This window comes from Streptomyces sp. NPDC050617, from assembly GCF_040654795.1.
Taxonomy (GTDB): domain Bacteria; phylum Actinomycetota; class Actinomycetes; order Streptomycetales; family Streptomycetaceae; genus Streptomyces.
Genome location: NZ_JBFAIS010000049.1, coordinates 24395 through 37074, shown reverse-complemented (window position 1 = coordinate 37074; position 12680 = coordinate 24395). Strand labels below are relative to the sequence as shown.

General features: G+C 64.7%; 9 protein-coding genes and 3 pseudogenes. 6 read left to right on the top strand and 6 right to left on the bottom strand.

All coding sequences use genetic code 11. From position 1 onward, the window contains the following. Positions 1–1004: 1004 nt before the first annotated feature. From AB0I49_RS36950 to AB0I49_RS36935, 4 genes and pseudogenes are all read left to right on the top strand, one after another. Positions 1005–1250 (top strand): MbtH family protein, encoded by a 246-nt coding sequence (locus AB0I49_RS36950; protein ID WP_363231605.1) that lies wholly within the window; start codon positions 1005–1007, stop codon positions 1248–1250. A 229-nt stretch (positions 1251–1479) separates the two neighbouring features. Further along, a complete protein-coding gene (locus AB0I49_RS36945) occupies positions 1480–3255 on the top strand; it encodes a non-ribosomal peptide synthetase (protein ID WP_363231604.1) in 1776 nt (591 codons plus the stop codon). A gap of 410 nt (positions 3256–3665) precedes the next feature. Then, positions 3666–4238 (top strand): annotated as a pseudogene (locus AB0I49_RS36940) (leucine zipper domain-containing protein); the annotation flags it as partial. Positions 4239–4246: 8 nt separating this feature from the next. Further along, positions 4247–4600, top strand: coding sequence for a transposase (locus tag AB0I49_RS36935; protein WP_363231607.1), 354 nt, complete (start codon positions 4247–4249; stop codon positions 4598–4600). A 337-nt stretch (positions 4601–4937) separates the two neighbouring features. Here the strand turns inward: AB0I49_RS36935 and AB0I49_RS36930 are convergent, their stop codons facing one another. Continuing rightward, the gene (locus AB0I49_RS36930; RefSeq protein WP_363231603.1) at positions 4938–5546 is read right to left on the bottom strand and encodes a M23 family metallopeptidase; all 609 of its coding nucleotides are present in this window, start codon (positions 5544–5546) and stop codon (positions 4938–4940) included. Positions 5547–5763: 217 nt separating this feature from the next. Here AB0I49_RS36930 and AB0I49_RS36925 point away from each other — a divergent pair. After that, positions 5764–6504, top strand: a pseudogene (locus tag AB0I49_RS36925) (IS5 family transposase); the annotation flags it as partial. Positions 6505–6531: 27 nt separating this feature from the next. On the opposite strand, the gene AB0I49_RS36920 reads toward AB0I49_RS36925, so the two are convergent. From AB0I49_RS36920 to AB0I49_RS36900, 5 genes are all read right to left on the bottom strand, one after another. After that, positions 6532–7713, bottom strand: a complete 1182-nt coding sequence (locus AB0I49_RS36920) for a cytochrome P450 (protein ID WP_363231602.1) — start codon at positions 7711–7713, stop codon at positions 6532–6534. Between the two features lie 191 nt (positions 7714–7904). After that, positions 7905–8171: a phosphopantetheine-binding protein gene (locus AB0I49_RS36915; RefSeq protein WP_363231601.1), complete on the bottom strand. Its 267-nt coding sequence runs from the start codon at positions 8169–8171 to the stop codon at positions 7905–7907. A gap of 109 nt (positions 8172–8280) precedes the next feature. Beyond that, on the bottom strand, positions 8281–8460 hold the full coding sequence (locus tag AB0I49_RS36910; protein WP_363231600.1) for a hypothetical protein: 180 nt from the start codon (positions 8458–8460) through the stop codon (positions 8281–8283). 89 nt (positions 8461–8549) lie between these two features. Further along, complete coding sequence (locus AB0I49_RS36905) at positions 8550–10046, bottom strand: FAD/NAD(P)-binding protein (RefSeq protein ID WP_363231599.1); 1497 nt, start codon at positions 10044–10046, stop codon at positions 8550–8552. An 82-nt stretch (positions 10047–10128) separates the two neighbouring features. After that, positions 10129–11382: an MFS transporter gene (locus tag AB0I49_RS36900; protein WP_363231598.1), complete on the bottom strand. Its 1254-nt coding sequence runs from the start codon at positions 11380–11382 to the stop codon at positions 10129–10131. A gap of 732 nt (positions 11383–12114) precedes the next feature. Here AB0I49_RS36900 and AB0I49_RS36895 point away from each other — a divergent pair. Next, positions 12115–12243, top strand: a pseudogene (locus AB0I49_RS36895) (IS5/IS1182 family transposase); the annotation flags it as partial. Between the last annotated feature and the right edge of the window lie 437 nt (positions 12244–12680).

Here is a 12680-nt window from a genome sequence, read left to right as displayed (position 1 = left end):
GGCAGCCGGCATCTGGCACAACTGGACCACCAACGCCAAGACCAAACGATCCCTGATCGCCTACGACCACTGAGAACATCGGACTCACTCATCTAGCGGGCGATGCGGACTACGATCTGCCTGCCCCAGAGCCATTGCCGCAGGTGGGGTATCTCGTACGCCTTGTCGGCGTGAAGGCGGTGCGGCTTCGATTCACTCGCGTGTGATTCGTGTTCCGTGTGGAATTCGGACAGCATCGGCTTCAGCGCCGGGCATCCTCGGTATGGCCGCGGATAGCCCGCCACATAGGAGCAGTCCGTCCGCGTCGGATAGAACGTGCATCATAGAGCCCGGTTCACCCCGCTCCACCCCATGAGTCTCTGATCAGCTAGGGGAACGCGGACCTGTCCCATGTCAGGAGACGTGCGCCAGACTCTCGGCTAGCGTACTCGCATGCCTGGAGCCACTTCGGTAGTCGTGCCGCCCGCCTCACGGAAGTCGTTGATATGCTTCCTACGCCGGTGTCCCCCTGCCGGCGGCAGAGGGGCGGGAACGCGCCCAGCCTCTGCCTTGACGGAATTTACACGGGCCCAGAAGCAGCCCCGATCAATGATGGATTCCACGCACCCGCTGAAGGCTGTTCAGCCGTTCGCTGGCCGAGGGTTAGTTGGGTGATCATCGGTTGTAAATGCCGCTAGACCCACTCTGCATCTCTTTCGAGTGCACTAGAACTCGACTTCCCCTCTCGACCATTGGCCCGATCTCGGCATGCTCCAATTTCTCCTGACCCTGCGATACGTCAGATTCGAGTTCCGAGATCAACGTAGTCGTTATCGCCGAGGACTGTGAACTCACCGCTCATGTGAAATTGACTGAGGCCCGCATTCCTGCAAAGGACGCCACCCAGCCAGCCGAACGGTTCGCCCCTTGCCAGCCGGCTGACCGTCGCGCCGCATCAGCCCCCCGGATGAAACAAGGTCACGCTGCTTGCGCGACGACAAGTAGCCACTGAGAAGGGCAAAACCATGACGGATGCCATTGGTTCCACACACATCGTGGTCGTGAACGACCAAGAGCAGCACTCGATCTGGCCCGCAGCACGAGAGCTGCCAGACGGCTGGCGAGACCTGGGAGGACCACAGACGCGCGAGGCCTGTCTAGACCATATCGAGCAGATCTGGACGGACATCCGGCCGCTATACGCCCGGAAGGCTTCGACAACCCCAGCCGGGTCAACAGCACCCGCCGCCCCAATCGCGATATCGCTCTGAGATAACGGGAGCACTTCTGCATCGGCGCGCTGCTCGAGATGAAGATCCATTTCTCCGAGCCCCTCGACTGCTTGGACACGATCGATCCGGCGGGCGCAGCTTTTCGGCTCAGCTCCGATGTCGTCAACGGACTGGAGCGACTGCCCATACGCCTGGTGGCTATGCATCCCTGAGCAAGCTTCCGTCCTCGTTTTACAACCCGACCTACTGCATTCCAAGGAGGCCTGCGGTGCCCTCAGGCAGCAACCCGACCGCCGCCGATGTCGTCTCCCGTTTCCTCGCACACGCCGCCGCCCGGCCGGACGCTCCGGCCGTAGTGGAGGACGGTGGGGCACTCACCTATGGTCAGCTCGAAACTGCCTCGGCTACCCTGGCCTCCCTACTGCTCCGTCAGCACGGCATGGGCCGGGACTCCGCACCGATCGTCGCGGTCCTCCTACCCCGTGGTGCGGCGGCTGTCGTCGCCGCCCTCGGGGTCCAGCGTGCTGGTGCCGCACACCTTCCGCTGGAACCCCGTGATCCGGACGACCGGCTCCGCCTGATCACCAAGGACGCAAGACCCGCCTGCCTCATCACCGACCAGGCCGGCGAGAAGCTTGCTGCGGGGTGGGGGCTTCCGGTGGTCTCCGTGGACGAAGCATCGGTCGAGGCCTCTCCGGTGGAACTGAGCATCCCCAAGCCCTCGGACTGGGCCGCCGTCATCTACACCTCGGGCACCACTGGAACCCCGCGCGGCGTGGTCGTGCACCACGAGGGCCTCGGCCATCTCGTTGCATCCCACGTCAGCCACTTCGACACCGGTCCCGGCGACCGGGTCGGCTGGGCCTCCGATATGGGCTTCGACGCAGCCATGTGGGACGTCTGGTCGACCCTCGGCGCGGGTGCCACACTGTACGTCGCCGAGGACGCGATCCGTCTCGACTCCGCCCGGCTCATCACCTGGCTGGAACAGCATGAGATCAGCAGTATCTTTCTCGTGACCCCGCTCGCGGCCGAGCTGATGCTTAGGGGTGACCCTCCGGTCGCCCTGCGTGCGCTGCTCACCGGAGGGGACCGCCTGTGGCAGGTCCCGCCAGGCCGAACCCGGTCCTGGCCTGTCTATAACGCGTACGGCCCCACCGAGGGCACGGTTGCGGTCACCTGGACCGGTCCCATCGCTCCGACAAACACGGCCCCGTCACTCGGCCGCCCCCTGCCTGGTGTGGTCGTGCACATCCTGGATGCCACCAGAACTCCATTGGCAGTTGGCGAAGTCGGAGAGATCGCCTTCTCAGGGCCCTCCGTCACGTGGGGGTATCTGCGTGACCCGCGGCGTACGGCCGAACGCTGGATCCCCGACCCGGCTGGCCACGGCACACGCATGTTCCTCACTGGGGACCTCGGTCTACTTGACGCGTACGGCGAACTGCGGTTTGTCGGCCGGGCTGACGAGCAACTGAAGGTCCGAGGCATCCGTATCGAACCGGCCGAGATCGTCGAAGCCGCCCTCGCCCTGTCCGGCGTCACCGGGGCAGTGGCTGTACCTTTCGGGGAACCGACAGACCCAGCGATTGGTCTCCTTTGGACTGCTGGGGCCACTGACTTGGACGAGGCGCAGCTGCTCACCCACTTGCGCAGTCTGCTCGCCGCTCCGGTCGTCCCCAAGCGAGTGCGCTGCGTCGCGGAATTGCCTCGTACGACCCGCGGGAAGATCGACCACGCCCAGGCGTCCGAGCTCCTGGCGGCGATTGACGCCGTGACCGCCACTGTCCCGGCCACCGTTCTCGCCGATCCCATGGAGCGACTGGTAGCCGAGATCTTCGCAGAGATCCTAGAGGTGGAGTCACCTGGGCCGAACGACACTCTCTTCGGCCTGGGCGGCACTTCTATGCTCGCCGTCCGCGTGCTCGCGCGACTGCGGGAGCACGCCCCGACCTTCCCATTGGTCCGCCTCTACCGCCAGCCGACGGTACGGGAAGTCGCTATAGCACTGCGCGAACTCGGGGCTTTCAGCCCAGCCGACTGACCGCACAGAAGGACCATATGCCCACCAACCATCACGGCCTGGCCACGCGGCTGGTAATGACCTGCTCGCTGTCCGCGAGAGACTGGGTTCACGGACCACCCGCGGGCCGTGCGGCATTGGACCAAGATCCCCCAGGAATTCCTGGCGCCCGAGCTGGCTGAGCACCGTCCCCACGACGCCCTCATTCCGAAGAGCGGCCCACGATCCTCGGTGACTGTCGCCCAGCCGACGGCAATGCTGCTGGCCGGTCTCCAAACGGGCAAACTGCCCGGTCGCGGTCAGTGAGGTCTCTCAGCGTTGCCGCTCTAGGTGTATTGATCACGAGCGTTGTTTACGCTGGTTGGGCTTGATTGTGGCGAAGGCCCCCGTGTGTGGTGGAGGTGTCGAATCTTCACCGGACGGAGGCCCTCGTGTCCCACCGTAATGCCCGGCTGACCGTTCACAGTAGGCGACTGCTCGTCGACCGTGTCCGCTCCGGCCGCCCCGTCTCGCACGTCGCCGCGGAGATGGGGATCTCCCGTCCCACCGCCCACAAGTGGCTCCGGCGCTGGCGGTCCGAGGGCGGACTTGTGGACCGTTCCAGCAGCCCACACCGGACACCACACCGGACCGCTGCCGCAACCGAGGCCCGGGTATGCCTCCTGCGCCAGGAGCGCAAACTCGGACCCGGACGACTCGGGCCAATCCTGGGCCTGCCCGCCTCGACGGTGCACCATGTCCTCACTCGGCAGGGCCTCAACCGTCTGGCCTTCCTCGACCGGCCCACCGGGCAGGTCATCCGCCGCTACGAGCGCAGGCGGCCCGGCGAGCTAATCCACGTCGACGTGAAGAAACTCGGCCGGATCCCCCACGGCGGCGGCCACCGGACCCTGGTCCGCCAGGCCGGTCGCGCCACCCGCAGCAACGTCGGCTTCGACTACGTCCACTCCGCCGTCGACGACCACTCCCGCCTGGCCTACAGCGAGATCCACCCCGACGAGAAAGTCGCGACCTGCGCAGCCTCCAGGCACTCGCCCTGGTCTTCGGGATCCGGCCCGCCGCGGGCCGCCCGGGCCGGCCCCGCCGCCGGCCCGATGCCCTGCTCGGCGACAAGGGCTACGGCTCCAACCCGAACCGGGAGGCGCTACGCAAGGGACGGACCCTGCCTGTCATCTCGCGCAAGGGCTGCCAGAACGTCAAAGGGATGGGCAAGCTCCGCTACGTCGCCGAGCAGACCTTCGCGCTCCTCCACCACTTCAAGCGTCTCGCCGTCCGCTGGGAACGCCGCACTGAACTCCACGACACCTTCGTCTCCCTCACCTGCAGCCTGATCTGCTGGAGACGCCTCAAGAAGACCCGCACATGAACGTGTCACGAGCTCTTACAAAACTTTCCCGCGCAGAGCGGCGTTCTCCGCTTCCGGCGGCGTGAACGGCTCGGCAGACACCCCCGATCGACCGCCCAAACACAGTTCCGCAACGTCTCTATGGTTGCTCCCCAGACCAGCGGCGACCGACCTGATCGTCGCGCCGGGCCGCGACTCGCACAATTCGACGGCGTCAGCTTCAAACTCCGGCGGATAGTGCTTCATGACTACGGGAGCTTCGTTCTTCTGGACTCACGATCCAAGTGTCCGGGTGTCCAAGATCCGGGGTCAAGGCCCCTAGGCTCTGTCGTCAAGTGTCACTCCTACATCCCCGGTGTCATGGACTCTGCGCGGTGATGACCTCGCCGCTTCGCGGCAGACAACCTCCGAACGTCATGGGCACAGAGTTGGCGTGCTCGACGTCACGGTTGTCGATGGTTTGGACATGGACGTGCGGTTCGGTGCTGTTGCCGGAGTTCCCGCAACGGCCGAGCAGGTCGCCGGCAAGGACACGTTGTCCCGGGCGAACCGCGACGCTGCGGTGTCGCAGGTGGCAGAGGACGACCACGATGCGCGACTTTCGATCTGCACGTGGTTGCCGGCGAGCGCAGCCCAGCCCGCCGAGGCCCGGCGGCGTTGAGTCAGCCTGTATCCGACCGAGGGCAGGCCGCGGGTCGGCCTCGGCGTCGTGCACGGCGAGGACCACCCCGTGGGCGGGCGCCAGGACCGGGCGTCCAAAGCCGGGGAACCGCTCGGGCGGCTCTGGGCGCACGAGGGAGGCGAACCTAACGGGCGCTGTGCGTCCGGTGTCACCGAGGGGTACGAAGTCGATCGCGTAGGACTGGGCGAACAGGGTCGTGCCGTTGCTGGGCACGCGGTCGGCGGGACTGTTCTGGACCAGCCAGCGGCCCGCGAACGGGTATTCCAGATTGATAGAAGTAGCCATGCGCATCCCCTCCACATCGTTACCGCCCGTCCACGGATGGTCGGGCCGGTCACCGGAACGGAACGGGCGTCGGCTCGTCAACGGTATCCGCCGACGCGTCCGGGTCAGCACCTCATGGCGGGCCCCCGGGCGGCCCACTCCCCGTTCCGCCGATGGGTGGCGCGATCGGCCGCCGGCTCCAGCGCGGTAGCCGCGACGGCTGGTGGATCATGGTGGCGTGATACGTCGCCATGAACTGTCGGATGCCGAGTGGGAGTTCGTCCGGCCGTTGCTCCCCGAGTCGGTGCAGGGGCGGAAAGCGGCTGGATGACCGCCGGGTACTGAACGGGATCGTCTGGAAGTTCCGGACCGGGACGGTCCGGCGGGACGTCCCCGAGCGCTATGGCCCATGGGCGGCGCTCCACACGCGTTTCCACAGGTGGGCGGCGGACGGTACGTTTGACCGGATGCTGCGGGCCGCGCAGGCGAAGGCGGACGCGGCAGGCGACATCGAGTGGCTGGTGTCCGTCGACTCCACGGTCGTCCGTGCCCACCAGCACGCGGCGCGAGCCCGAAAAGGAGGCTCCGCGACCCGGGTCTCGGGCGGTCCAGAGGCGGGCTGACCAGCAAGATCCACCTCGCCTGCGACGGACGGGGCCGCCCGCTCGCCTTCATTGTGACGGGCGGCAAAACCAACGACTGCACCCGCTTCACCACCGTGATGGAAGCAATCCGGGTGCCCCGGATCGGACCGGGAGGGCCCGAGTCCGGCCCGATCACGTCCTGGGCGACAAGGGCTACAGCTCGAAGGCGATCCGTACCTGGCTCCACCGTCGGGGGCATCGCGCACACGCCTCCTGAGCGGGCCGATCAGGTCCGCAACCGTGCCCGGCGGGGCAGCCGCGGAGGCCGCCCGCCGGCCTTCGACCGCGAGACCTACAAGCACCGCAACGTCGTGGAACGGTGCGCCCACCAAATCCCGGCGCCATCCGACTGCCGCCGCTTATCAGCGTGGAGTAAACTTGACGGGCAAACTACTGATTCCAGAGAGAAAGTTGGAGCACACCCTCTTTGGGGTGCCCGTGAGCGTGATGCCGGCTGCGAAGCGGCACAGGGCATCGAGCATTGCCCTCATCTCTATACGGCCCAGTTCCGCACCCAAGCAGAAATGTGGACCATACCCGAAGGTGAGGTGCCGGTTGGGTGAACGGGACAGGTTCAGGACATCGGGGGAAGCGAAGACGGCCTCATCACGGTTGGCCGAGACGTTCCACAGTGTCACGACATCGCCCTGATTGATGGGGTGACCGGAGACGTTGGTGTCCGTCAGTGCCGTCCGTCCGATGTGCATTGCGGGGGTCGCCCAACGCAGGATCTCCTCAGTAGCGGTCTGGCTACCAATGGATCCCGAACTCAGGGCCGCCCACTGTGCGGGGTGCTCTACCAGGGCAAGAACCGAGCTGATCATTGCGAGTCGGCTTGTCTCGTCGCCCCCGATGATCAGGCCATAGCAGTTCAGAATGATCTCTTCGTCGGACAATGCAGCACTACCAGACGCCTGGGCATCCGCGAACGTTCCGATTACGCCTTCCCGCGGGTTCTTGCGAAATTCCTCCAGAAGACTCGAAAAATACACCAGTATTTCATTCCTGGCCAATATGGAGTCGAACTCCGTAGTATGATCACCCTCCACGCTGAGGGCCTTCTTGGTCAAGATGAGAAGTTCACCTTGGTCAGACTCCGGCACTCCGAGGAGATCGCATATCGTGCGCATCGGGAGTTTCTCCGCGACGTCTTCAGCGAAGTCGCAAATGCCCATCTCCACAGCACGACGGACGAGATTTTCAGCGTTCTCTTGCACCTTTTCAGCGACCGTGGACATGGTACGCGGCGAGAAAGCCTTCAAAAATACCTTGCGCAGTTCCCGGTGGCGACTCCCTTCGGTGACCGCAAGCATCTTCCCCCCCGCCGAATCACCGCCGTGAAGAAGCGTAGCCAGCACGTTTCCGCGATCAGACAGGAAGGTGGAGCTTTCTCGATAGACATGCATAATATCGTCGTAGCGCGTGAGGGCCCAGAAGCCAGACCTTCCGTCGCGCGGAGCGTTCCAAAATACTGGATGCTCAGCGCGTAGTCGACGCCACATATCGCTCTGGGCGTACCGCAGGAAGGTCTGCGGATCTGCCAAGTCCAGCGACGATAGATCAGCGGGAAGTTCCTCCAAGGTGCGCCAAGGTGTGATGGGGCTTGGACTGATCTCAAAGTCGACTATGGCTACTGCCCTCATCCAATATCTCGCGTGGACCACTCCGCGGACCCGATAAGTTCCAATCCGCGATTCCCGGCGCAACTCTGACCGCCGAGGCACCCTAGTCGCGCTCACCGCCTACCCTGCAGCACAACCGACTCCGCCTCCAGTTCGCGCGGTGACGAGAACTCGAACACCAGTCTTATCGGTGGTCGCCAACCCGAAAGGGATTCGTAACACAGCAACAGCTTGGGAATCAATAGCGAATGGCCACCCGCGTCAAAGAAATCGGTGTCATCGTCAACGTCAGTGGACTCGAGGACCTCACGAAATGCCTGAAGCCAGAACGATTCAGGAGATTTTCCGCCGTCGGGCCGGGGCGTACTGAGAGCGGACATGAGACCTCACGGGTGATGTGTGTCAGAGCGGTCAAAAAACGCTCATGCCTGATAGCTGAGGCTAGTTCACCGACTTGGAACGTACGTACTGACACCGGTCAGGGTCGACTCAGAATGCCGGAATCCCGATGGTGTCCCGCCAGGTGGTGTAGCCGATCAACTGACCGCAGTCCCTGCCCCGGTAACCAGCGACCGCGACAGGCGGGGCGGCCAGCACGGCCTTGACGTTGCGGCGCTGGACGCTGAAGGTGATCGACCCGCTCTCCGTGTCCGGACCGCACGCTGGCAAGGGGCAGCGGGGGCCTGGTGTTGTTGGACGGCCTGCTTGTCTGCACACCGGGACGGATGCGCCAAGCGAGTTGGGCGTGTCGGCCAAACTCAGGGTTCCTGCCTCCGGGCGCCGGAGCGGGCGGAGGCCGCGACATCGTCGGCGACCATTTCCGCGCGCCGAGTGATCATGCCAAGCGAGCTGGTGTAGTACAGGCAGCCGGCGGCCAACTGTCCCAGGACGAAAACGGGGGCGTGTCGAGACGAGTCCGCCGGGATCAGCCGGTTGTCGGCGGTGTCGATGGTGAGCCCGCCGAATGGGTCGTACCGCCCCAGGCCAGCCTCGACCACTGAGGCGCACAGCGCGGAGGCCGCAGCGGGCGGGGCGGGCTTGTTACTCTTGACCGAATTGATGAGTTTATCCGTCATAAAGCTCATCTCCCGTGCGGTCACGGTGAAGCCGTCGGTGGTCGCAGTCACGTTCCTCACGCCGGCGACCACCCGCAGCTGACCTGCTCGGATAGTCGAGAGCAGTCGAGTGGCAGTGGACATCGGCATCGGATGCAGCAGGCTTTGGAAGATTTGATGGTAGTAGCGGAGAAACTCGCGGCGCTCCGCGTCCGACCAGCACGACCACACGAGTTCGATCACTTCGTTCGCGGCATTGATGAGCAGGGGATGCCACACTTCTCCGCGTTCGGCCAGGTCCACGTGACGGCCGAGACGGTCGGCCGGGGCCTCGGTGGGATCGACTTCCCGATTGAGAATCTCAGGCGCTATACCGTGTGTTTCCAGTTCTGCATTCATCAGACGGAGCACCGAGGCCAGGGAAAGCCCTCCTGGTTCGGCCGCGGCCTCACGTACGGCATCTTCGGTGAGGACAGAGGCGGAAAGCTGGCGGTAGCGCTGGCGGACACCGGGCAAGAGCCCCCTGCGCGACACCATCGTGATGCGCCCACGATGGTCCTGCTGGAGCAAGGCCAGCACAACGTCCACCGCGGTCAGGCCAGTCCCGAGCACCGTGACGTGCTCGGACGGCTCGATCGTCTCGACCGCGACCCGCAGCGGATAGGGGTTGTCGATGTAGCGAAGGTTGCCTGCCAATCCGTACACGTCCGTCGGCTCGGTGGTGCCCACGCACAGAGCGGCACCATCGTATTCGCGGACGTTGCCATCGGCCGCAGTTAGGCGTACGCGCTCGCCGTCAGTGCCGAGCGATAGCTGGACGGCGCTCTGGGGAATTACCTCAATCGGCCGGCCACTGGCCTGCCAGGCCTCTTCGAGCCGTCCGAACGAATGAGAGATGTAGTCGCCGAAGAGGTGACGTGGGGCGAAGGAGCCAGTGATGGAGTGTTGGCGTGCCCGTGGACTAGGATGTCGGCTCAGCCATTCCTGGAAATGTCGGGGTTCTGCTCGCCTGATGGACATGAACTCGATCTCCCCATTCAAGAGGGATGAGCTCAGGTCAGGGCGGTAGGCGTTGCCTTGGCCGATCTCTTTTTCCGGCTCGTAGATGGTCAGGTTGAGTTCGCGCGTCAAACCCCGTCGAGCAAGAGCGTCGGCCAGGCTGACGCCGGTGGCGCCACCGCCAATGATTGCGAATTCCATTGCATCCTCTACCTGACAAGAGACCGGCAGACGTATTCCGTCGGGGCGCTGGGGTGGTCATGGTATCGACCTGGCCGAGGCACTAGGTGTGCTGACCAGAGGCAACGTCGTCGGGGGCATCCCCGGCCACCATCCGGCGCAGCGAACGTTCGGCGGCACGGGACACGGTCGGGGTGATGATGGCGGCGAGTGCGACGATGACGCCGATGATGAACCAGCCCGCCCTCTGCCAATTCATCGCGAGGAAAGTGTAGGCAGCAGGTGCCCACACGCTACCAATCGTCTGGCCGACCTGGTCTATGCCCATGTACTCGCTGCGGCGGGCGGGATCGGACAAGCGCTGGGTGAATCCCCAGCTCGCCGCCGCGTGGAAGAGCTCAGCACCGGTCAATACGATGTGCGCCAGCCATACCAGGACGATGGTCAGCCACTCGGTGGTGCCGTCTGTGAACGCGATGATCACACACGACACCACGAAGCAGGCGGCGCTCCGATATGTCGCCCGAATAGCGCCCGACCGGGTGTCGGTGCCGCCGGCGGCCAACGTCTGCAGGGACACCACCATCAAAGTATTCGTCGCGAGCAGTCCGGCCAGAAGCACCCGTGGTGCGTCGGTGTCTTGCACCAGCCATAGCGGAACGACCACGGAGAGGACTACCTGGTTCGTTGACAGCACACCGCTCAGGACAGAGAGGGTGAAGAACGGGCGATTGGCCAGGGCGCCCACCCACTTGCGAGGTTCACGCTTGACTGATGGGCCCAGCTGCGGTTTGGGAAGCTCGGGCAGCCGGCGGATCACCGTCGCGTTGATCAGCATCACCACTCCGATGAACACAGGGAGCAACCGGATCGCCGTGTCGCTCCCAATGGCCAGGGCCAGGCCACCCAGTCCCGCGCCAGCAGTGAACCCGACGTTCAACGCACTTCGGTTGTAGGCGAGCCCCGCGACCCGTTCCTCGTCGGGGTAGAGGTTGAGCACGTATCCGCCGTAACCCACACCCCCAGCGGCCTTGCACAGTCCGATGGCTGTGATGATCGCCAGGAACGAGGCGAACCCGGAAGCCAACGGGTAAGCCAGGTAGCAGGCGGCTTCCACGAGCGACGACAGGCCCCACACTTTCTTCGCGCCGATCCGGTCACTGACCCGGCCCAACGGCACCGCGGCGACGAACGTGCTGATCCCGGCAATCGTCAGGCCCAGGCCGACCGCAGCAGCGGAGAGACCAATGATTTTGGTGAAGAAGACGGCGTTGACAGTGAGGTAGCTGCCAGTGCCCAGCCCGTAGAGCAGCGCCTGAGTACTGACCCTCCCAACCGTCCGCGACGGAGGAGCCATTCGCCGGAGCAGGCGAGCGAACGGGCTGCGAGCGGCAGGTGGGGGGGGACTAGAAGAAATTTGCGGCACGCGCACAGATTATGCATGCGGCGTGTGCGCGCCTCCTGGCATTCACCAGGGTCGGCTGCCCGGCTGACAGCTACTGGCTTCCCGGCTCATGTCGACGGACACGAGCCTGCCCTGTTAATCCGAGCGATTTACACCTGAGAATAGGCCAACGACCGGAGGTTGACCTACTGGCATCGGGCAGGGGCCTTCGCCAAGCTCCGTAGCATCTTACCTCGATGGGCTTGCCGGCTGTGGGGCGCCCGAAGTTTGTATGTCCTGTGTGCTGCGACGACGGCCGGGCCCGGCCGTACGGCGGCGTGGTCGCCTATGTACCTGAACGGGCTCTATTCCATACTGATCCGGTTCTGCGGTGGTGTGGGCTGTGGTTTTACTGGGGATGATGGGCGTGGGTGGGATCATCTCGGGTCTTGCCGTCGCTCGTCTACGTTCCGTGATCGGCCTGTTTGGCGTTCTGGCCGTGCAGATCCGTTCTGCGAGCCGGCGCTCGAACAGCTAGAGCTCGTAGCACGATCTTGTTGACGTTGACTTGTGGGGCGTGCACGGTGTGACGATTCGACTGTTCGTGAAGGCGTCGGTACTCAACCGTGGATCGTGGACGATGAGTTGTGGGCTCTGGTCGAGCCGTTGCTGCCGCCGTGACCGAAGCGGTCTCCGGGGCCGAGGCCAGTGTCGGACCGGCTCCGCCTCCAGGGCACCCTGTTCGTCCTCTACAACGACATAGCCTGGCAACTCCTCCCTTTGGAGATCGGGTTCGGCTCGGGGCAGACGTGCTGGCGGCGGCTGGACCGGTGACAGGAGGCAGGAGTCTTCGACCAGTTGCATCGGGTCCTGCTCACCGAGCTGACTGCGGCCGGTGAACTCAACTGGACACGTGCGTGCGTGCACGGTTCCCACATCCGTCCGAGAATGTGGACGCCGACACCGGTCCGTCGCCGTTCGACCGGCGGAAACTTGCAGCAAACACCGCCTGATCTGCGACGGACGCGGCACCCCGCTCAAGGTCATCACCACTGCGGCAACGTCAACGACGTCACCCAGACCCTCGCCCTGGTCGACGGCATCCCACCAGTCGCAGGACGCCACGGCCGGCCCCGCCGACAAGCAGAGGTTCAACTCGGGTACAAAGGTTGCGACTCCAACCCCAACCGCGACGAGCTGCGTCGCCGACGGATCCTGCCCGTCATCTCCGCAAGGGTTCACCGAGCATCAGAGGCATCGGCAAGCTGCGG

Bases quoted from the DNA above. Each gene is read 5' to 3' on its own strand.
- AB0I49_RS36950 (WP_363231605.1), top strand. From the start codon at position 1,005: ATGACGGATGCCATTGGTTCCACACACATCGTGGTCGTGAACGACCAA.
- AB0I49_RS36930 (WP_363231603.1), bottom strand. From the start codon at position 5,546: ATGGCTACTTCTATCAATCTGGAATACCCGTTCGCGGGCCGCTGGCTG.
- AB0I49_RS36915 (WP_363231601.1), bottom strand. From the start codon at position 8,171: ATGTCCGCTCTCAGTACGCCCCGGCCCGACGGCGGAAAATCTCCTGAA.
- AB0I49_RS36905 (WP_363231599.1), bottom strand. From the start codon at position 10,046: ATGGAATTCGCAATCATTGGCGGTGGCGCCACCGGCGTCAGCCTGGCC.
- AB0I49_RS36900 (WP_363231598.1), bottom strand. From the start codon at position 11,382: ATGGCTCCTCCGTCGCGGACGGTTGGGAGGGTCAGTACTCAGGCGCTG.